General features: G+C 49.1%; 17 protein-coding genes. 7 read left to right on the plus strand and 10 right to left on the minus strand.

Going from position 1 to position 19780, the window contains the following annotated elements:
- The first annotated feature begins 160 nt into the window (after nucleotides 1-160).
- From Mal48_RS05685 to glgP, 4 genes are all read left to right on the plus strand, one after another.
- Nucleotides 161-2296 (plus strand): glycogen debranching protein, encoded by a 2136-nt coding sequence (locus tag Mal48_RS05685; RefSeq protein ID WP_145196972.1) that lies wholly within the window; start codon nucleotides 161-163, stop codon nucleotides 2294-2296.
- A gap of 245 nt (nucleotides 2297-2541) precedes the next feature.
- Nucleotides 2542-2787 carry a BON domain-containing protein gene (locus Mal48_RS23865; RefSeq protein ID WP_145196974.1) on the plus strand — a complete coding sequence of 82 codons (246 nt, stop codon included), beginning with the start codon at nucleotides 2542-2544 and terminating at the stop codon, nucleotides 2785-2787.
- A 40-nt stretch (nucleotides 2788-2827) separates the two neighbouring features.
- Entirely contained in the window at nucleotides 2828-3028 is a 201-nt protein-coding gene (locus tag Mal48_RS05695; protein WP_145196976.1) for a carbon storage regulator, read from the plus strand.
- 168 nt (nucleotides 3029-3196) lie between these two features.
- Complete coding sequence (gene glgP / locus Mal48_RS05700) at nucleotides 3197-4912, plus strand: alpha-glucan family phosphorylase (RefSeq protein ID WP_197442089.1); 1716 nt, start codon at nucleotides 3197-3199, stop codon at nucleotides 4910-4912.
- Nucleotides 4913-5050: 138 nt separating this feature from the next.
- On the opposite strand, the gene Mal48_RS05705 is transcribed toward glgP, so the two are convergent.
- From Mal48_RS05705 to Mal48_RS05730, 6 genes are all read right to left on the minus strand, one after another.
- Nucleotides 5051-5356, minus strand: a complete 306-nt coding sequence (locus Mal48_RS05705; RefSeq protein ID WP_197442090.1) for a hypothetical protein — start codon at nucleotides 5354-5356, stop codon at nucleotides 5051-5053.
- A gap of 134 nt (nucleotides 5357-5490) precedes the next feature.
- Nucleotides 5491-6810, minus strand: a complete 1320-nt coding sequence (locus Mal48_RS05710; RefSeq protein WP_145196978.1) for an IS256 family transposase — start codon at nucleotides 6808-6810, stop codon at nucleotides 5491-5493.
- Nucleotides 6811-7080: 270 nt separating this feature from the next.
- On the minus strand, nucleotides 7081-8241 hold the full coding sequence (locus Mal48_RS05715) for a Wadjet anti-phage system protein JetD domain-containing protein (RefSeq protein WP_145196980.1): 1161 nt from the start codon (nucleotides 8239-8241) through the stop codon (nucleotides 7081-7083).
- Nucleotides 8238-11651: an ATP-binding protein gene (locus tag Mal48_RS05720; protein WP_145196982.1), complete on the minus strand. Its 3414-nt coding sequence runs from the start codon at nucleotides 11649-11651 to the stop codon at nucleotides 8238-8240. The genes Mal48_RS05715 and Mal48_RS05720 overlap by 4 nt, the downstream gene beginning before the upstream one ends.
- A complete protein-coding gene (locus Mal48_RS05725) occupies nucleotides 11648-12274 on the minus strand; it encodes a DUF4194 domain-containing protein (RefSeq protein WP_145196984.1) in 627 nt (208 codons plus the stop codon). The genes Mal48_RS05720 and Mal48_RS05725 overlap by 4 nt, the downstream gene beginning before the upstream one ends.
- Nucleotides 12267-13745, minus strand: coding sequence for a DUF3375 family protein (locus Mal48_RS05730; RefSeq protein ID WP_145196986.1), 1479 nt, complete (start codon nucleotides 13743-13745; stop codon nucleotides 12267-12269). The genes Mal48_RS05725 and Mal48_RS05730 overlap by 8 nt, the downstream gene beginning before the upstream one ends.
- A 113-nt stretch (nucleotides 13746-13858) precedes the next feature.
- Here Mal48_RS05730 and Mal48_RS05735 point away from each other — a divergent pair, with 113 nt between their 5' ends.
- Complete coding sequence (locus tag Mal48_RS05735; protein ID WP_145196988.1) at nucleotides 13859-15136, plus strand: ImmA/IrrE family metallo-endopeptidase; 1278 nt, start codon at nucleotides 13859-13861, stop codon at nucleotides 15134-15136.
- A complete protein-coding gene (locus Mal48_RS05740; RefSeq protein WP_145196989.1) occupies nucleotides 15133-15684 on the plus strand; it encodes a hypothetical protein in 552 nt (183 codons plus the stop codon). The genes Mal48_RS05735 and Mal48_RS05740 overlap by 4 nt, the downstream gene beginning before the upstream one ends.
- A 431-nt stretch (nucleotides 15685-16115) precedes the next feature.
- On the opposite strand, the gene Mal48_RS05745 is transcribed toward Mal48_RS05740, so the two are convergent.
- On the minus strand, nucleotides 16116-16595 hold the full coding sequence (locus tag Mal48_RS05745; protein ID WP_145196991.1) for a hypothetical protein: 480 nt from the start codon (nucleotides 16593-16595) through the stop codon (nucleotides 16116-16118).
- 128 nt (nucleotides 16596-16723) lie between these two features.
- On the opposite strand from Mal48_RS05745, the gene Mal48_RS05750 reads away from it, so the two are divergent.
- Nucleotides 16724-16945 carry a helix-turn-helix domain-containing protein gene (locus Mal48_RS05750; protein ID WP_145205791.1) on the plus strand — a complete coding sequence of 74 codons (222 nt, stop codon included), beginning with the start codon at nucleotides 16724-16726 and terminating at the stop codon, nucleotides 16943-16945.
- 9 nt (nucleotides 16946-16954) lie between these two features.
- Here Mal48_RS05750 and Mal48_RS05755 read toward each other — a convergent pair whose 3' ends face one another.
- From Mal48_RS05755 to Mal48_RS05765, 3 genes are all read right to left on the minus strand, one after another.
- Nucleotides 16955-17269: a hypothetical protein gene (locus Mal48_RS05755; RefSeq protein ID WP_145196993.1), complete on the minus strand. Its 315-nt coding sequence runs from the start codon at nucleotides 17267-17269 to the stop codon at nucleotides 16955-16957.
- Between the two features lie 164 nt (nucleotides 17270-17433).
- Nucleotides 17434-18474: a hypothetical protein gene (locus Mal48_RS05760; RefSeq protein WP_145196995.1), complete on the minus strand. Its 1041-nt coding sequence runs from the start codon at nucleotides 18472-18474 to the stop codon at nucleotides 17434-17436.
- 74 nt (nucleotides 18475-18548) lie between these two features.
- Nucleotides 18549-19766 (minus strand): recombinase family protein, encoded by a 1218-nt coding sequence (locus Mal48_RS05765; protein WP_145196997.1) that lies wholly within the window; start codon nucleotides 19764-19766, stop codon nucleotides 18549-18551.
- Nucleotides 19767-19780 lie beyond the last annotated feature (14 nt).

Genomic DNA, 19780 nt, shown 5'->3' on the forward strand with positions numbered 1-19780 from the left:
ATACCTCTTTGTTACTTACGAAGAAGAAACACCAATATCGTATCTTGGAGAAGTCAGGCATTCAAAAACGCAATCTCGCCCTGAGCGGATGTGACCGAGCGGAGGGGCGATATCGCTCATTCAGCCTTGAGCTGGCGAGCCACTTTAAAACTGAGATAAAATGAAGCCTACCCAGTACTCCTGCCTGCATTGTAAGAAACACGCAAGTGAAGCAGAATTGCAAAGTCCAATCGTTCCTGATTGGGAAGCTTCTGAAGGAACCCCATTTCCACTTGGTGTTTCTTGGATCGTACCGCAGCAAGCCTGGAATTTTGCACTTTATTCGAAGCACGCAACATCATTGTCACTACTGTTGTACTCCGAAGACGACCTCGTTGATCCACTCCTCACATTTCAATTTGATGGCATCCTTAACAAGTCTGGTCCAGTCTGGCACGCTCGCATCTTACGCTCTAATTGTCCCGCTGCAAAATACTATGCCTATCGAGTAGCGGGACCAGAGAATGACAACGGCTTCCACGCCATCGCATTCGACCCCAGTAAAATTCTGCTAGATCCGTATGCCAAATCAGTACACTTTCCCAAGAATTTCGACCGTGAATCCGCAAGTCAGCCCGGAGCGAACGATGGGAAAGCACCGCTGGGCTTGTTGACGGTCTGTCAGTGCCCATCGCCGAACCGACCGGTTCATCGAATTCGTCACGGTGCGCATCTCATCATTTATGAATTGCATGTGCGGGGTTTCACTCGACATGCGAGTTCCGAAGTTTCCGAACAGAGACAGGGGACCTTCGCGGGGATCATCGACAAGATCCCTTACCTAAAAAAACTCGGGGTCACTGCTGTTGAATTGATGCCAGTCTTTCAGTTCGATCCAGATGATCAGAATTACTGGGGTTACATGCCACTGAACTTCTTTTCTCCCCATCAGAGCTATGCCACTGAAGGAGACGCCTGCCAGCAACATACGAATTTCCGAGAGATGGTCGATGCCCTACACGCCGCTGAAATCGAGGTCATTCTTGATGTCGTTTACAACCACACAAGCGAAGGTGGTCAATCCGGTCCGACCTACTGCTATAAGGGATTTGACAATGGAACATATTACATCGCAAATGAAGCTTCAACAAATCACGAACCGTATGCCAATTTCAGCGGAACAGGCAACACTCTGCAGACGTCAAATCGAGTTGTACAGCAATTAATTCTGGACAGCCTCCGCTATTGGGCTCTTGAAATGGGCGTTGATGGGTTTCGTTTTGATCTGGCGTCCATCTTTACACGAAATCCTGACGGTGGAATCAACGTTGAAGACCCACCCTTGTTTGCCCAAATCGCAGACGATCCTGCTCTCAAGAGTGTTCGATTGATTGCCGAGCCGTGGGATGCTGGCGGTGCCTATCAGCTCGGTCGTGCTTTTCCTGGGATTCATTGGCATCAATGGAACGGTCGCTATCGTGACACACTACAGCGATTCGTCCGTGGAGATGACGGTATGATTGGCGACCTCATGACGCGTCTGTACGGCAGCGCTGACCTCTTTTCTGACGACTTGTCACAAGCGTTTCGACCATTTCAAAGCATCAACTATGTAACGTCACATGATGGTTTTTCGCTTTACGACCTTGTCTCCTACAACCGAAAGCGGAACGCAGCTAACGGGCATAACAACATGGATGGACACGACGATTTCAGCTGGAATTGTGGTGCAGAAGGTGACGACAATCTTTCGCAAGACGTCATTCAACTCCGAAAACTACAGGTCCGAAACTTCTTTTGCCTGTTAATGCTGTCGAACGGTACTCCGATGTTTCGGATGGGCGACGAATTTCTAAACACACAACAGGGCAATAGTAATCCCTATAACCAAGACAATGAAACCTCTTGGTTGGACTGGAATTTACTCGAAGAAAATCAGGACGTCTTTCAGTTCGCATCTCAGATGATTGCTTTTCGCAAGTCACATCCGACACTCTCACGTTCCCACTTCTGGCGCGACGATATCCAGTGGTACGGCGCTCACGGGACTGTCGACATGTCTGCCCCCTCACGGACCCTCGCCTTCTTCCTGGAGAAAGAAATTCCAGAGGACGAGGATCTCTACGTGATGGTCAACTCAAGTGCTGAGAAAGTACAATTTAAAATCAGTGCCAAACAGGAAATGAATTGGCAACTGAGAATCGACACTGCCCGCATTGATTCTCAATATATCTCGCTCTCCGAGACAGCGAGCGTTCTCGATCAACCGTACTACGTTCTCCAGCCACGTTCGGTGGTTGTACTCACTCATCAATGAGTCGTAATTTGGTGTTCATACCAAATTGACTCCTTGGTCGGAGCCCCGCAGGCGATATCGCTCATCATTTCCAGACTCTTACGATCCTGAGCGTACTGCCACGAATAAAGAAAAGCTGGTGATTTCTCATTCTGGGATAGTTTCAGACCAACGTCGGAAATCCATCGTCAAAAATTTGATGACTGGTATGGACTTTGCCTTGAGGTTTGCTCGTCAAGAATTGTATGAGGCAAGGGGAGTGAGGCATGATCAGGAGTTGTTTCGAAAGCAATTGTGGGGAGGATCAACATATCGAAGAGACTGTTCAAAAACAGCTCTTCGAAATTCGTCGATTCTCTCAATCTGAAATTTCAGTTGATGTTGCCATGGGCCAGGTCGTTCTTCGTGGCAACGTATCCAGTTGGTACCGAAAGCAACTCGCTCAGGAAACCGTCTTCGCGATCACTGGAGTACACTCTGTGCAAAACTTGATCACAGTCAGAACTCAATAGGCTCTGTTTTCTCACCACCAAACCTATCAGGGACGCAAGGATGATCGTTCTCAGTCGCAAACAAGGTCAGACAATTCGAATTTCCGATGACATCGAACTCTCGGTTGTTCGCGTTCGTGGTCGCCGCGTGACCATTGGCATTCGTGCTGATCCCTCAATTCCGATTCACCGCGTCGATGGCAACTCGACAAATTTTCTTCCCACTGATTGCCAGAGCAGTCTCGAACTCCCATCGTCATAGAATGGTGAATCGGATTCGCATTGCGATCAATAGTCGCTCTCAAATTCGTGATACCCAGGTCATCGCTTGTCACTTTTAGAACAATAGTGCTTCGAGGAATGATTCCTCGGACTGAGAGAATCTTGCCTTGTCAATGTCGTTACGCTGCACACTCAATAACTGCTCTTCATGCAAATTAGTCAGGCATCAATGATGTTTCCCAACAAGAATTCAGTAGCATACTTTTCGATGGAAATCGCCCTTGCCCCGGAGATTCCGACTTATAGTGGTGGCTTGGGGATGCTGTCTGGCGACACGATACGCTCTGCCGCTGACCTGAAGATTCCCATGGTGGCTGTTTCGTTGTTGCATCGCAAAGGATATTTCACTCAAGGAATCGATTCGGAAGGGCGACAATTCGAGCAACCCGCCGCGTGGGAGGTCGAAAGTAAACTGGTCGAACTTCCACAGCGTGTCAACGTACTCATTGAAAACCGCACGGTTCATCTCCGCGCCTGGAAGTACGAAGTTATCGGTTGTTTTGGATTCCGCGTTCCTGTCATTTTACTGGATAGTCATCTACCAGAGAATTCCGAGTGGGATCGATCCTTGACAGATCACCTGTATGGAGGTGATCAACACTATCGACTTTGTCAAGAAGTGATTCTAGGAATCGGCGGGGTCAAAATGCTGCGGGCGCTGGGGTACAGTAATCTTCAAACATTTCATATGAACGAAGGTCATGCCAGCTTACTGACATTGGAGCTTCTCGATGAAAGGTTACGACAATCAGGTCAGTCTATTCTAACTGACGCAGATGTCGAAACGGTTCACGATCAGTGCGTTTTTACGACGCATACCCCAGTTCCTGCAGGACATGATCAGTTTCCGATGGATTTGGTGTCACGTGTCCTGGGAGATCGAGATGTCTACGGAATGAAAAACATCTTCTGCTGCGAAGGGAAACTCAACATGACGTTTCTGGCTATGAATCTCAGTCGCTACATCAATGGGGTTGCCAAACGTCATGGTGAAGTATCGCAACATATGTTCGCAAAATACAAAATTGATTCCATTACCAATGGTGTCCATGCAGCGACGTGGGTTTCTCCGGCATTCCAAGACCTATTTGATCGCCGAATCCCCGGTTGGCGCGAAGATAATTTCAATTTGCGTTACGCATCAGGAATTCCGACAGACGAAATTTCACAAGCGCATCAAGTAGCCAAGCAGCAATTACTGGATGAAGTGGAGCGATTAACCAACGAGACACTCGACCCGAATGTGTTCACGATTGGTTTTGCCCGCCGAGCCACTGCCTATAAACGCCCTGACCTATTGTTGGATGACATCGACCGCTTGCAGAAGCTCACAGACCAATTTGGTCCCATGCAAATTGTGTATGGAGGCAAAGCCCACCCGCATGATGATCAAGGAAAGGAGATCATTCATCATGTGTACCAGTCACGAAAATCCCTCGGTGAGAAGATTCGGCTCGTCTATTTACCGAACTATGAAATGAAGTTGGGTCAGCTGATGACATCTGGTGTCGATCTCTGGCTTAACACACCTGAACCACCCCTGGAAGCCTCTGGGACGAGTGGAATGAAAGCAGCCCTGAATGGTGTTCCGTCGCTCAGCATCCTTGACGGTTGGTGGATCGAGGGCTGTACGGAAGGTGTCACCGGTTGGGCGATCGGCGAAGACGATCATCAACAACATGCAACTGATCGTTGCGAAGACGCGAACTCACTCTACGATAAACTTGAGCATGTCATCTTCCCGCTCTATTTGCAGGTCACGCAAGACTACGCGGAAGTGATGAGACACGCCATTTCTCTGAATGGCTCGTTTTTCAATACGCAACGCATGATGCAGCAATACGTAGTGAAGGCTTATTTTTAACTTCTTAGCTCCGTATCTTCTCGTTCTGTCGCGATGTGTTTTGTTTGCACCACGAACAAAAAGCCCGACTGCCGCATTGTTTCGTTCAGTCGAGCCAATTGAAACGGTGATGACGACGTTCCTTGTAAGATTCGAAGATTAGTGCCCGTAGTAGCCGCGTCCACCGCCGTAGTAACCGTGATCACCACCGTAGTCCCCATGACCGCCACCATAGTAGCCATGTCCACCACCGTAGTATCCGTGACCTCCTCCGTAGTACCCATGACCGATTCCAATACTCAAGCTAGGGCTGTAGTAAGTGCTATACGCAGGGGCGTATGAATATCCAGCCGTTGAGTAGGCATGCCCGTGACGGCGATGCGCTCGCCGACCAGCTTCTGCTGAATTCTCAGCAACAGACATAGTTAGCCCCAAGATTGCAAATCCGAGTAGAAGATGTTTCATAATAGACCTCTTAAATTGAGTTACATTTTCTGCTTCCTGCAATTGAACCGATTCCATCCGGCGACTTTCTTATTCTACGACCCGCCATTTTTGTGTCTGAGTAATTGTCAATTGTTGTGTTCTAAGAATTTGAATTAGGCGGCGGATTCTTGCTGGAGGATTCCGTCTTGGAAGGAACGTCCTTCGATGACGTGGATGATTTGTTGATGACCTCGCAGGCGTCTCCAGTTCTTCTCCGCAGATTGAGCGAGCTTGAAGATCATTGCCAAACTCGTTCGCCTGGTGCCGCTTCCTTTCGTTCGTTTGTGTCTTAATCGAATCGTTGCAAAGGTCGATTCAATCGGGTTCGTCGTTCTCAAATGGGCCCATTGCTCAGCTGGGAAATCATAGAACGTGAGCATCTCATCACGGTCTTTCTTGAGACACCCGCAGGCTCCTTCGTACTTGGCTTCGTATTTCTTTAAGAAGTGATCGAACGCCTTGTTCGCATCTTCTCTGGTCGCGGCATTCCAGATTTCGTGCAGGTCAGACTTGGCTTTGGGCTGCACGGATTTCGGCATCTTGTTCAACACGTTGGCAGTCTTATGGACGGAGCAGCGTTGCTCCCGCGTCTCTGGTGAAATCTTTCGTAGCGCCGCCCAAAAGCCCAGAGCACCATCAGCGATCGCCAGCTTGGGGGAGACTTCCAAGCCTCGATGCTTGAGGTCCAAGAGCACTTCGCTCCAGCTTTGTTCGCTCTCTCGGTATCCATCTTGGATCGCCAGCAACTCTTTCTTGCCATCAGGAGTCGCTCCCATGATCACCAGCATGCACTGCTTCTTGTTGGCATCGTCTTCCAGGCGAACCTTCACATGAATACCGTCGGCCCAGATGTAGACGTACTGCTTTCCAGCGAGGTCTCGTTTGGTCCATTGTTCGTATTCCTGGCTCCAGTTCTCTTTGAGTTTGACGATCACATTGGCGCTGAGTCCCTTCGCTTGTTCGCCCACCAGTGCTTGCAAGGCTTCTGAGAAATCTCCCGTGGAAACACCTTTGAGGTAGAGCCACGGAATCAACTCTTCAATCGATTTCGACTTCTTCAAGTACGGCGGTAACACACTTGGAGAGAAGAACACTCGGTTCTCACTGTCTGGTGAATTGTCCCGCACACGAGGTTGTTGAACTTCCAGTGGACCCGCTCCGGTGAGGATCTCGCGAGCCGGAAGATGTCCGTTACGAACGACCTGTCGCCGCCCCTGTTCGTCAACGCGTTGAGAATGTGCTGTGATGAAGTCTTCGACCTCTGCGTTGATCGCAGTCTGTAACATCCGCCTGGCACCTTCCCGAATAATTTCATCGAGCGGACTACGAGACTCGAAGTTCGCTCGAAACGCGAGGACCTCTGGATCAAGATTCTCTGAGGAAGAAACATCGCTGACTGGTGCTTTGTTGTTGGTTGTCGTAGTCTTGTTCATGGCGTATTCCTGTGCTCATTTCGAGCCGCTGAAGGTTCAAGGTTTCAGCAGAATACGCCACCTTTCTTCATTTCAACAGAACACAACTTTCAATAATAGCTCCGTTTCGTAAGCCATTATATCGAAGATGGTTACGCAATATTTGCGTGTCATAGATTAACAGACAATGTTCTCGCATGGCAATGTGTACATGGTCTTGTGCACCATACGATGCGAGAAGGTTTTCAGGAAAACTTTGTGATTTCGGTGGTGGAGCCAAGCCGATTTTCTTCAACCTGTGGGGAAGAGCTGCTTCAGAACAGACTTGACATCCTCGCTTGGAATCTGCTCCTGTTCGATTCGCAGGGACTCTGTGTTGCAAATGTCGAACGCAGTACGTTCGGAACCTGTCAGGTTGACGGGTGGGGAAAGTTCTTTTTTCGGTTCTACACTCTGCCCGATTTGTTCTCGGTGACGAAACAATGTTTCGATGTCCATCAGAAGACTGTTCACAGACGGGAAATGGACGCGGAAACGGGAGAGAATTGAGAGCCCATCGACATCGATGTCGCCCCAATACCAGATGGTGCAACGATGCAGCCATGGGATCAGACGAAAGTCGGTGACAGCGTTTCCGATGCCTCCCATGGCGAGCGTATTCGGCAAATCCGGAAGCGTCATCAAACAGGTTTTGTTCTCAACGACTACCACGTTCACCGAATCGACATTTTGCTTTGCTAGTAACTCCAACGGGATAGAACAATCCGACCAGGGACTTCCGAATGCTTTTTGAATATTTCCGTCAAGAAATCGGATTTGCAGGCGAGGTTGATCGTATTGCAATCCGTAGCGTCGCGCGAAGTGCTGCTCATCGGCGCGAATCGCGGTGGAAGGTAATAAGAGATCCAGCCATTCCCTGAGGATACGCTGATTTCGTTCAATGAACTTCGTATCGATGCTTAAGGGAAGCTCGCGGGCGAAGAGTCCTGGACGAGGGTTTGCGAGTAGATAATCCGCGACAAGTATCAGTCCTTCAACATCACCTGCAGAGTCAGTGAGCATTTTTTTGTAGGAACGAATCCAACCTTCAAGCTCTGGATAACGTTGACGAACGATCTTCACAGCACTCGTGAATTTTTCGAACTCGTCTTCTTTTCTGATGAATCGCAGGAAATCGGCTTGTGTCGTGAAGAAGATTTTCTCAGGTACCAAATTCTTGCCATGACGTCTCGAATTTCGTTCTTGCCATTCAATTGAATATCCGAATCCCTTCTCTGCTTTCGACTCACGTTTTAATAGTTGAACAGCATGAATTGCTGCGGCAGGATCGTCAGGTAGAGTTCGATTGGCGGGAATGCGATACGGAAAGAAGTCTTCACCATCAAGCCAGGCCAACTGGAACTTGGAATATAGGTTGTTCGCTTTCTGACGAATGTCATCTGGTTGGATCATCGTTCTGTACGGTTCTGAGAATTGCCGATCCGAGCTCCGTCCGCTGCATCAACATAATGAGCGAACTCCTTTGCTGTCATTTGAAAGACTTCTGAACGATTGTTCTTCTTGGTGACATGTAAATAACTTCCTACAAACGGCTGAGTCACACAGGCCTTCGCATCTAGCGGAGCGACGATGAGCAACTGCAAACCAAATTGTCGGAATAACTTCAACGCGTACTCGGCATGTTGATCATCGACTTTGGAAAACATTTCATCGACGACAACAAAGCGAAATCGCTGTTCGTCAGGCTCGCTGGGGTCAAGATCGTACTGAAAAGCAATGGCCGCCACGAGAATCGTAAACGCTAATTTGGCTTTCTCTCCCCCAGATTGACCGGTACTATCATCGTAACTGGAGACTTGTTGAAGGGTCGATTCATCGATCACATTGGCAAGGAAATCGAACCAGTTTCGGACATCGACAACCTTGTCCCGCCAGCGACGATGCCCTTCATCCTGAAGTTTGAGAACCAGTTTTTGAATGCGCACGAATCGCGCTTCGTTCGCCTCGGCAGAGTCTTCGAAGCTCCCTTCGACGCACTCGCGGAGTTGTCGCTGAAATTCGATGATTTCATGATTATTCACCCGATTGGGTTCAAGCTGAATGTATGTCCCCTCGCGAAAATCAAGTTGCCTGAGCGAGAGATTCAGTGTTTCAATCTTATCTTCAATGTTACGTCGCTCTTTTTCTAAGGCGGCTCGGAACAAACCAATTTCTCGGGTGACAGTGTCGTTGAGACGTTCTTTAAAGCGATCAGTGTGTCTGGGCAAATCCTCATCAATGATACGCTGACGCAGCCCGAGGAAACTGTCCAGGTAGGCAACTTGTGGCAATAAATCAGCTTCTTTAGAAAATTTCTTGGTGAACTTTGACATCGCCAATGTCAGCTGCCCTGCAATGGGATCCAGTTTCTTGCGCAATCTGATCTGTTCTTTGTCTAATGTTTTTCTTAGAGAATCTTGCGTTTTGAGGAGCTCTTCGATGGTCAAGCTGTTTTCATCGACCGAAGATTCCAATTCATCGAAGGTGAACCGGAATTGTTCCCAGACATCTTCTTTCTTGAAGTCGTCGATCGCATTCTGCGCGTTGAAGATAAGCCTCTCCGCATCTTGAATTGATTGTTCAAGCCGGCTTTCATCTCGAATGGCACCTTCACGCTGAGTCTCTAAACCGATGCGTTTGCTTGCGAGCTTCGCCGCCTGCTCTCGAAGATATTGGATGGCGTCGGAGTTTTCTTCAATGGATTTCTTCTCTGCCTCCAAATCGACGATGTTCTGTTGATGTTGTTGCCAGTCGATCTCCGAGTAGTGACCAAAGGCTCGCAAGTCATTCCAGGCATGAATGCGGGTTCGGATAGCAACGAGATCAGCGTCAATGTCAGCGAGATATTGAGACAGTTGCTGCTCAGTGACATTCAGCTCGGCGATTTTCGCGGAGATTCGTTGTCTCTTCTCCTTATTGTCCCAGCCCAGAATGAAGTTTCTTCTGTTCAACAGTTGCTCGCGATCATCTTTGTCATGACGTTTGCTACCCGTTTTGACATGCCGCGAGGACGTCATCGCCAAGCCGGACGCTTGTTGGAGTTCTTCAATCGTCTCACAACAGCGGTAGTCGAAACGGGATGCCAATTCCGCCTTCAGCCATGGCAATAATGCATGCCCATCCTTGTAACGCAATTTGCTGAGCATGGAGTTCGACTGTTGATTGGTCGTCTCTCTGGAGGTCACATGCTCGTTGATCCGCAGATAGATGAGCCGTTGTCCCCGTCCTCTTGCGGTGAGCTTCGTCTGTTCGACGTGCCGACTGACCATGTGGTAATATCGATCCGGTACAAGCAGGCTGAGACCGAAGCTGTGCAAGACTTTTTCGATTGATGATTCCCAATCCTGCTCTTTCTCCTGCACTGCGATGAGTTCCGCAGCAAACGGTAACTCTTTCTCACTCAACCCTAATTCCTGGCAGATATTTTCTCGGAGCGAAATGGACCACTCGGGAAGATTCCCTTTTTGTCGATCCAGGCTCTCCAACTCGACCACGAGCTCGTTACGTTCATTACGGATCTGAGCGCGATGAACAATCAGATCATTTTTCTTCTCTTCGTTCTCTTTCAGCGCCGTATCAAGTTGACGGTGTTGCTCTGGAATCAGTTGATGTACATCTTGAAAGTCCGTTTCGCAGGAGACGATTTGAGTCAATCCTGTTCGGTTCAGAGCTTGTTGGTACTGATCATGGCGTTCTTGTTTTCGCTTTAATTCCGAAGTCGCTGTCTCAATGAGCAGTGGAATCGTCTTGAGTCGGTCGCCACCTTCGTGTTCGATCTCGTTCTTGATGCGTCGCTGTTCTTCTTCCACAGCGTTTAGCTCCTCTTTTAAGCTTTGCTTACGCTTGCGAACTTCAACAAGCGATTGCTGAAACCTTTCAAGTGCAGGTTCGAAAACCTCAATCGCTTTCTGTGCGAAGAATGCATCCAGACCCTGTGACTTACTGACCGCTTTCTCAAGTTGACCGTTGACTCTGGCGTACTCCTGACCATGTCTGGCAACTGGTGCAAGCAGAGCTTCTTGATCACGAACTTTTACCAAGCACGCATGAGCCTCATTCAGCTGGGTGAAGTGAGCCAACAACGCTTCAAGGCGCTCTGACCAATTTTGCGGTTCCAGCATATGGTTTCGGATGAACTCATTGAGATTCTCGATATCCTTGACGGCGACTGTTTGATTGAAGACGTCCATCGCTTTTTTCTTCACCTTCGTGATCTTGCGAAACCAGCCTTCGTATTCAGTGAATGTTTTGGTCGCCTTAAAGTCTCGATCCTTGATGGCCTTCAGAATTCCATCACTGGAATCAAGCTGTGAAAAATCACCAGTAATCGTCCGGTCTCCATCCGAGAAGCAATAGATTTTGTCGACTTTTTGTCCATTCCAATACAGAACTTGTGCCAGGCTGAAAGCAGCATCATCGACTCCATTCTGAAAGCAAGCCAGGATCACCGAATAGTGTTTCTTTTTTGGTCTCAGGCAGCGGGTTTTGATGCCATCACTGTCACCATCTGCATTGCGATCAAAGGCTCCTTCGAAGTACGTTCGCTCAGTTCGTTCCCGCTTCTTGGCTCCGGCAGCAACGTTGAAATTACGGACACCTGGCTTGACCAGTAATGTCAAAATCGCATCGACCAGTGTCGATTTTCCAGAACCATTCTGACCAACCAGTAGCGTGGACTGTCCTTCCGGAGAGACTGTATGAACTTGTTGGTCAAATGTCCCCCAATTCAAAAGTTCGAGTCGCTTTAAGCGAAACCCGGATGTCTGCGAAAAATTGACAGAGGCAAAGTCTGTTTTGTTAAAGAGTGTATTGGCTCGTTTCATTTGTCGGTGTCCTCGTCCAAACAGATCTGATTCGTTACCTGCTCCTCTTTCTTCGCAAGCAGTTGGTCCTTCAAACTCTCCAGCTCCGCTGCGGGAAGGCGCGCCTTCAAAATTCGACGGACTTCCCAGGTCGGTGGATCATCGCTGAATCGCCGTACGAATCCGAAGTCGTCCAGTCGCTTCATGGTCGATCGGAGTTCTTTGAGCTGTTTCACATCGTCTCCCTGCGAAAGTCGTAGTGCTTTCCATTGGTCAAACAACGTAGATTCGTCCACCACACATTTTTCGTCGTGAGCCTCTTCTTCCTCGAAGCGTCGATATTCATCACGGAGAAGAACACACAGGATCGACTGCTTGTAACTCAATCGCGAGGTGTGGAAGAGTTTTGGGATGAGGTCGTATCCCTCAGGAGTTTCTTCTTCGGACATCTGCCGGAGAAACGCCATGCCTTCGGACTCGTTGACAATCAAGACAAGTCCCAACCGAGCAAAGTAGTCAATTAATCGTGAGCTATTGGAAAGCAGAAGATTCCAGGCTCGTTCATCTTCCGCATAAACGACTCCGCGCAACAGCATGACTGCGGGAATACTGAACTCTTGAAACTGCGGAAAATCGTCAAGCATGTCCGTTCCTTCGCTTATTCAAGAATGTGACCAGCGGAACGCGCACTTCGATCCAGTTTGCATTGTCTTGCATGGGCGGAATTGATAACGGGATTTCGACGGACGTATCAATATGGTGATCGTCATCTTTAGCGATTTGAAGATAACCAAGAACTTCGACAACTCCAGCCGTGGGAGGAAACTCATCAAGCACATCCGCGAGTGTCGGAGCGGGTCGCAGCTTCAATAACTCTTCAACATGTTTTCGCATCGCTCTCCAATCCAGCCGGTGCATCGCTGCGTATTTTTTGAAGACATCGGATCGTGCGTCTTCGTCCGGTTGAAATTCCGTGAGATCAATCACTTCCAGCCTTGTTGGCTCAGTCCAGAAGGTGCGACGAAATGGTGAATCAATCGCTGCGGAATCTTCTATCGTCAGTCCGACATCCTCGCAGTCATGTCGACCATCAAATGAGACCACCAACCCTCGAATCTCCTGAAGGAGTTGTGCAACTCGTTGTCGCTCAGCATGAGCTTCTACATCCAGCAGGCGTCGCAATGTTGTCGAAAGACGCTGGTTGGTCCGCATGACTTTCTCAGCCTCCCGCTGCAGCAATGAGACCATTCCCCGTACCGTTTCCATTCCTTCCTGTTGACTGCTCAGTTCTGGAATTTTGCGAACCTCCGCAATGATCTTTTCGAGTTGTTCGGTTTGCAATGGTGAGAGAATGAGGTTTACGAACTCGTAGAAGCTGACCCCTTGATCGTCTTTCTTGAGGACATCCTCTGCATTGAGTGCGTATTCAAGAATGCCCCCTCGTGCCGCAAGCCCCGCAACCTGCTGCTGTTGAACTTCGAGCGTAATGTCTCGAAACGATTCTTCAACGGCGCGGAAGTCGCCTTGTAACTGTTTCAAGATTGAGACTGCCGTAGAAAATTGATCTCGAATTTGATCAGGTCGATACGTTGCGACAAGACCATCCCTTTGAATCTGTTCGATCTCCTCCTGTATCTTTCTTTGCTCGGTCCGCAAATATTCCAGCTTCGTTTCCGGGTCGTCCGAAGAACCGACCACAAGGTCAGTGAGCAAATCAATCACAAGTTTCAACCGAGACTCAGTCCCGACGAAACCGAGGTCCTTACCGAGGACTAGGTCAAGAAACGCAAACACATCTTCGGTATGCGGGGTCAGCTGATAGCTCGGTTCATCCGAATCCGCTTCCAGAAATCGCCTCAGCCAGCGAGTCTCGCTGGAACACCATTCAGCGATGTAACCATCTGCGCGGGACGGAAGCTTCCCAGGGTCGGTATCTTGGAGGTTGTCCTGGTATGCGACCAGTGCAGCGATGAGATCAGAGTGAGCCCACGCAATCTGCTCACCCTGTTTGAATTGCTGATTCAAAAAATCAATGATGAACGGAGCGTTCGTAGATCTCAACAAGCTCAGCGCTGGCGAAGTATCAAAGTAAACCAGTAATTTGGCGAGTTGCATTGGCCCAGCTCAACATGAGTCATCATCACGTGCATCCCACCACGTTCATTTATTCCGATCCGTTCAAGTTTCAACCAAAACTTATTGCTAACAAACGGTTTGAGTAGATTCGAGTGAAAAGTGCGTTTGGCGAAGGGGCAATGACTCAACTGGCAGTTTCCTTGGATAAGTCGCTTCTTTCAACCCTTGATTCTATCACGCAAGTCGTCCATCATTTCTGGATGGCACTTCCCCCTCATGAGATCGGTAAAAGAATTCGAGCAATTCGCGAACAAGTTTCGATGAATGTTTCGACCGTTGCTGATGCCCTGAGTATCACCGAGGCAACAGTTCTCGCCCTTGAGGATGGACAACTCGATCCGATACCAGGCGACTACATTCTCATCGTCTCGAAACTCCTTGAGACAGACTTTCGATATTTTATTTCCACCGATCTTGATGAAACAGAAAACCGCACTCGTCAGGTGTTCCGATCCCTTGAAGCTCCAAATGCGAATGATGCCTTCGCGATTCGACGTTTCGTATCTTTGTGTGTATCAGAGCGAGATCTGGAAACACTTTTGAGTATTGATCGTCGAACTCTTCCTCCTCAATACCCCAAACAGGTTGACAGCTCACGACTTCATAAGGAACAGGGACCGATTGCAGCTCGACAAGAGCGAGACCGATTGGGACTTGGAACATTACCGATCAAAAACATTTTCCAGCACGTACGGTCACAAGGGATCAGGCTTTTCCGGCATCGACTGGAAGATGCAAATTTGTCTGGCGTCACAGTTGTGCATCCTAATGCTGGCGTTTGTATGCTCATCAATTACGACGAGGATCTCTATCGACAATTCTTTTCCGCTGCTCATGAATATGCACATGTCTTATTCGATCGTAGCGAGTTGAATGACTCTGGGTGCGTGTTGTCGTACAAATACTCCAACGAGGAACTGTTGGAATTGAGAGCAAACCGCTTTGCAGCTGAATTTCTGCTCCCAGTCCAAGCGTTGAGTAAGTATTCACGTCCCAGAGGGATCGAAGGATTGGTGAAACTCATTGAACGGATCGCGAGAGATTACCACGTAAACACAGCAGTCGTCGCTCAACAGGTGCGTCAAGCAAACTGGATTACTCAGCGAACGTTAGACTCGTTCTTTCAGAACCTCCCAGTTGTCATAAAAAGGAGCCAAAAAACTGACCCTGAAATACCCGCTAATCTGACCGACGCTCAATCTCGACGTTGGACTGCTGCGATTGAAAAGGGAGTTACGAGTTATTACATGGAACTGCTTCGTCGTGCTCGCACGGAAGAGCAAATTACATTCGGACGCTTTTCTGAAATGCTAGGACTTTCTGTTGAATCCGCCCACGATTTTGTTCGCGAAGCGGGGATAGCTTTATGAGTGCCGCTTCTGACAAATCTGTTTGGATGTTGGACAGTTCGACTTTTATCCATGTCGTGATGATTGATCGGCTTCAACTTCTCTCGAACTTACGAACTCCTCTCTGCTTCCCCGAATATGTCTACCGTTTTGAACTTGGTGTTAACGCCAAATTGAGAACTCGACAGAATGCAAAGGAATGTGTTCGTTGTGAGCAAGTGACAGTGCAGCAACTGACACTTGAAGACCTGGAAAGGATCGCTGAGTTAGAAGCTCCTCGCCGTATCGGATTAGGCGAAATTGCTTGTGCGATTATTGCGGAAAGGAATCAAGGAGGGGTTCTATGTGACGATCGTCGAGCGAAGAATTGGCTTTGTGACCGAATCTCTGGAAGTGTTGTGTGGGAGGATACTGAAGACTTCCTTCTCAACGCTGCCGACCTTTGGCATATCAGTGAGTTTGATCTGGAAGAATTTCAATCGACCCTCAGAGACAATTTGTATGTTTGTCGAATCGATCTTCGCCAGGAACATCTCTTCAGACTGCATGCGCGTAATACGAAACAGTGATGTGGGGACTCAAAATAGAAGTTTTGAATGCCAGTCCGATGCCCCCAATAAGGATCAGTCGATAACTTCGCGAGGGAAGCGAAGTCGATCACCTTGGAGATCGGCATCATTACCTCGCGGAGGTATCCACGAACACTTATCAAGTATTCATTCTTATTCACTCGGTAAAGACGCTCTCCGCGACTTCTGTCTCGGTCGCGTGATGTCCAAATGACGATTGTGCAGGCCGGCAACACCCCTCTCTGATAGCTAAAAAAACGGGTGCGTTACCAAGTTTTGCGAAGCTTGTCAGCCTACCTGCCATGATGTGACCTTGATGATCACATCATGGCGGTCGAACGAGGTGTGGCATACTTTGGAAACTTCGCGGTCTGTGATGGAATCATGGCGAGCCGCGAGACGTCTCAGCTGGGAGCTGAAAGTCCAAACCGTCATTCATCCTGATTCGATTTCCAGTCATTGATGAGCCAGGAGTCGACAGAGAAATGTTGTTTGACGTTTTTAGCTCTCAGAAGAAAGGACATTGGAATTTCTTTCGAAACTTCGCCGCTGGATAGTGGAAAAGTGAATTCCAAAGCATTCTCTTTGTTCGGTTTCCAAATTTCAAAGCTGTGGAAGCGAGTGTTCTCTTTCTTTGTTCGTTCGTCCTCTTTGTGGTTAAGCGACACCACGAAAACCCCATTCCTGAGGTCACCGGGATGCTGATGCCAAGCTGAAATGATCAGCTCTGGCTGACCGAAAAGCTGGCGCTGGACTCGACCAGAAATCTGAGGGATAACATACGGTTTTTGCTCGTATTGCCATTGCTGGTAGAGTTGAGTCCCCACCGGAACGATGAAGACGCCTCCCACCAATACGATGAAGAAAACGGTCCAACCATCCTGATACCAAGCACGTTCGGTATTTGTCATGAGATTCCTTTGCTGAATTGAAAGAGATTGTGGTCGCTGGAATGGTGCACCCAGATTTGTTTCGCCACACAATTAATGATACTCATAATCCGTGGTGCAATCGTCGGCGTCAACTGTCCAATGTTGGGATGGGAAAACGAGCAGACATTCTGGAGCGATTTGGGAAACGGGTGCGGGAACTCCGCAAGGAGCAGGGGTACTCGCAGGAGAACTTTGCCTATGCTTGCGGGCTCGATCGCACCTACATGGGGGGGATCGAGAGGGGCGAAAGAAACGTCGCCCTAAGAAACATTGAGGTGATTGCCAATACGCTGGGGATCACGTTGGCAGAATTGATGGACGGGGTTTGAGCTGTCCAATCACAAAGAAGCGGGGCAAATCAGAATCGTCGCCACGATGGCATTTAAGTAAGGCATCTCCTGTTCAGCGACTTCGAAGTTCCGGTAAGGATCGGTTTGCAAGAGTCTGCCAGTTTGTATGTCGTAATGCCCGTACCTGATCTGCATTCTCTTCAAGTTGCTGCACAGTCGAGAGATATCGATTTGGTTCAGGTCGTCTATGTTTTCAGTGATGTCGAGGTAGCCTCGAAAGGCTGCTGCACCGGCGGAACTCATTTCATCTTGCCAAAATTGTAAGGCGGCTCTGATGAGGGCCACATCTTTTGATGTGAGCATGGTATTTCCTTTATTCGTGGGTATGCCATCCGTTCTTCATGTGCGGAACGAATAATTCTTTGATGATCAATGTCTTGGAGCGCTGAAGCATTTCTTTCGTCGGGCGTCAATTCTTACACTGGTGTCAGGATCGCAGGTTACCTGCAAGCAAGCTGACGTATGGACTATTCGAGAGTTTTCAAAGTGGTTGCAAGTTTCCTGGCCTTTGAGATCGTCGGCTCTGACTTGCCGAAATGCCTGGCGGCTTCTCGAATTGTGGTTCCAGGTTGTTGTAGAAATTTAGCCACTTCGGTTGCGTGGTCACGTGCCCAGGACTTTCTGTTTGACAGGCTGATTTCCTTTCCCGTCGCATTGATGCCGTGCTTCTCCTTCGCTTCTCGCAGAGCCGCCCGGATCGTTGGGACAGTTTTGCCGAAGTGGTTCGCGGTTTCTTCCATCGTGGCAGCGTTATCGATTCGCCACTCGGCGATTTGCTGAGCATGAGCTTCACGCCAGGTTGGTTCCTCCGGGATTCGAAACTCCGTCACCGAGAACCATTCTGGACCAAGTCCTTGGAAACGGCGTGTATCCACTGCGAAGTCATTGAGAGCCATCGCTACATCCTCATCCTCGAACGAATCAGAGACATTCCGACGGGTTCTGCGGCGTGGAAGCGTTTGACATTTTGAGTCCTCCAAGTCTTCAGTGTCGGGAATAGAACATTCGGAAGACATCTCCAGCAGAGGCAAAAATTCGAGAGCATCGGGAAAAGCCCCCAGCTTTGAGGTGCGCAACCGAATGTTTCCTTCTTGATCGCAGTAGATGCCCGCAATGTGCTGGGCGAGAAGCACGTTCATTGCCGAGGCATTTTCTCCTGAGAGTGTTTCGGATAGACGCAGGACATGTTCAGCGACTAGTTCTGGATTGACAAGTTCGTCGACAATCTGAGTGTGAGATGCCAACGAATGGAGTTTCTGTTGAATCTCATCCATCCTGACGTGATCCCGTTCCCAGTCCGCTTGCAATTCCCGTCGCAAGATTTCTGAGAGATTGGGATCGCCGAGGGACTGCTTCCAGCCGCGAATCCGGGCTACAAGTTCTGTATACTCTCTTTCCAGATCCGCTTTGACATCCACCTCACTCGGTCGCAGTTGTTGCAACTCGTCACGCACTTGGTCAACGAAGTGGGTGAAGTGAGGGTTGGAGAGCAAATCTTTTTTGTTCATATGTCAGCTCCAAGTTGGCGAAGGGACGATCGAGAGATAAGCAGGTCGACATGGTTCAATAAGACGGGCAACGTTTAGGCTGCTTGATCTCTGCATATGAAGAGCTGAGACAACAGAATGTCAAATACAATTTTCCGCAACTGCTCCTCCGGAACCCGATACGAGTTCTCACAGACGCCGCTCAGGTAGCCGGTGCATACGTATGAGGTGTACCGCCTTTCTTCTCCGGCTTTCGTAATGTATGGTCGACACGAGGAAGCGTTCATCGACCGTCCGCAATGCTGACAGATGACGAGACCCGAGAGTGGGTACTTCAGAGTAATCCCGGCTGCGGACGGAAGGTTCGTGGACTTGCCGTCATCCTTGGGTCTACCCCTTTTAGCCCGTTGACTAGCAACGAAGTCCCAGTCTGCGGGGTCAACGATTGGCTCGCAGAATGCAGCGTTCCGTTCCCAGTCCTCTTCAGGAACCTCCTGCCGCAGGCGCACGTCGTCGATCACTCCCGTGCAGTTCCTGCCCCAAACATACTCTCCCTTATAGATTTCATTTTTGAGGATGTAAGTCACAGCGTCAGCGCTGGAAGGCAACTGCTCAGCGGGAAATTCTTTCGACTTCTTCAGTTCTTTGAAAATTCGCACACCTGCCCAGCCACGCTTTTTAGCAAGATCGAAGATCCTGCGAACAACCTGAGCAGGCTCTGAATTGGGAACGAGAAGACGATGGTCAATTTCTTCGACTCCTTTACGAAGAACCATGACGCTTTCGAGTTTGTATCCGAAAGGAACTGGACCACCTGGCCAATGGCCAAGGCGAACCGAATCTTTCTTTCCTCGGACCACATTGTGAGCTTTTGCCCAGCCTTCTTCTGTCGCGCGAATCGATTCAATTTTGGACAATGCACGTCCCGACCGCGATGTGGGATCAGCAAAGCCGCTATCGACAGTGAGTACGAGGATTCCGTTCTTCTCCAGCTTACGTCGGAACTCATCCGCATCCTCAGCTCGGGTCAGGCGTTCGAACGTGTCGACAAGTATCAGTTCCGCTTGGACACGTCCAGATTTGAGATCACGGATCATCCGTTGGTAGCCGGGTCTTTTACGCTTGTAGCGTCCCGAGATTCCATCGTCACGATAGGTCGCGACGACCTTCCAGGGAAGGTTGAGCTTTTTAATGAGCCTGTTGACTTCTTCAATCTGTTGATCCGGCGACCGCGGATTCTGCATTTCATCTGACATCCGTGCGTAGATGACAACTCGATACTCGTTGGTCAAACTGAATGTTGGTCGTAACATGTGAACCTCCCTGT

The organism is Thalassoglobus polymorphus, from assembly GCF_007744255.1.
Lineage (GTDB): Bacteria > Planctomycetota > Planctomycetia > Planctomycetales > Planctomycetaceae > Thalassoglobus > Thalassoglobus polymorphus.

What these genes read in the sequence shown, in the direction of transcription:
- Mal48_RS05685 (WP_145196972.1), top strand. Translation starts at nt 161, where the DNA reads ATGAAGCCTACCCAGTACTCCTGCCTGCATTGTAAGAAACACGCAAGT.
- Mal48_RS23865 (WP_145196974.1), top strand. Translation starts at nt 2,542, where the DNA reads ATGATCAGGAGTTGTTTCGAAAGCAATTGTGGGGAGGATCAACATATC.
- Mal48_RS05695 (WP_145196976.1), top strand. Translation starts at nt 2,828, where the DNA reads ATGATCGTTCTCAGTCGCAAACAAGGTCAGACAATTCGAATTTCCGAT.
- glgP (WP_197442089.1), top strand. Translation starts at nt 3,197, where the DNA reads ATGCAAATTAGTCAGGCATCAATGATGTTTCCCAACAAGAATTCAGTA.
- Mal48_RS05705 (WP_197442090.1), bottom strand. Translation starts at nt 5,356, where the DNA reads ATGAAACATCTTCTACTCGGATTTGCAATCTTGGGGCTAACTATGTCT.
- Mal48_RS05710 (WP_145196978.1), bottom strand. Translation starts at nt 6,810, where the DNA reads ATGAACAAGACTACGACAACCAACAACAAAGCACCAGTCAGCGATGTT.
- Mal48_RS05715 (WP_145196980.1), bottom strand. Translation starts at nt 8,241, where the DNA reads ATGATCCAACCAGATGACATTCGTCAGAAAGCGAACAACCTATATTCC.
- Mal48_RS05720 (WP_145196982.1), bottom strand. Translation starts at nt 11,651, where the DNA reads ATGAAACGAGCCAATACACTCTTTAACAAAACAGACTTTGCCTCTGTC.
- Mal48_RS05725 (WP_145196984.1), bottom strand. Translation starts at nt 12,274, where the DNA reads ATGCTTGACGATTTTCCGCAGTTTCAAGAGTTCAGTATTCCCGCAGTC.
- Mal48_RS05730 (WP_145196986.1), bottom strand. Translation starts at nt 13,745, where the DNA reads ATGCAACTCGCCAAATTACTGGTTTACTTTGATACTTCGCCAGCGCTG.
- Mal48_RS05740 (WP_145196989.1), top strand. Translation starts at nt 15,133, where the DNA reads ATGAGTGCCGCTTCTGACAAATCTGTTTGGATGTTGGACAGTTCGACT.
- Mal48_RS05745 (WP_145196991.1), bottom strand. Translation starts at nt 16,595, where the DNA reads ATGACAAATACCGAACGTGCTTGGTATCAGGATGGTTGGACCGTTTTC.
- Mal48_RS05750 (WP_145205791.1), top strand. Translation starts at nt 16,724, where the DNA reads ATGGGAAAACGAGCAGACATTCTGGAGCGATTTGGGAAACGGGTGCGG.
- Mal48_RS05755 (WP_145196993.1), bottom strand. Translation starts at nt 17,269, where the DNA reads ATGCTCACATCAAAAGATGTGGCCCTCATCAGAGCCGCCTTACAATTT.
- Mal48_RS05760 (WP_145196995.1), bottom strand. Translation starts at nt 18,474, where the DNA reads ATGAACAAAAAAGATTTGCTCTCCAACCCTCACTTCACCCACTTCGTT.
- Mal48_RS05765 (WP_145196997.1), bottom strand. Translation starts at nt 19,766, where the DNA reads ATGTTACGACCAACATTCAGTTTGACCAACGAGTATCGAGTTGTCATC.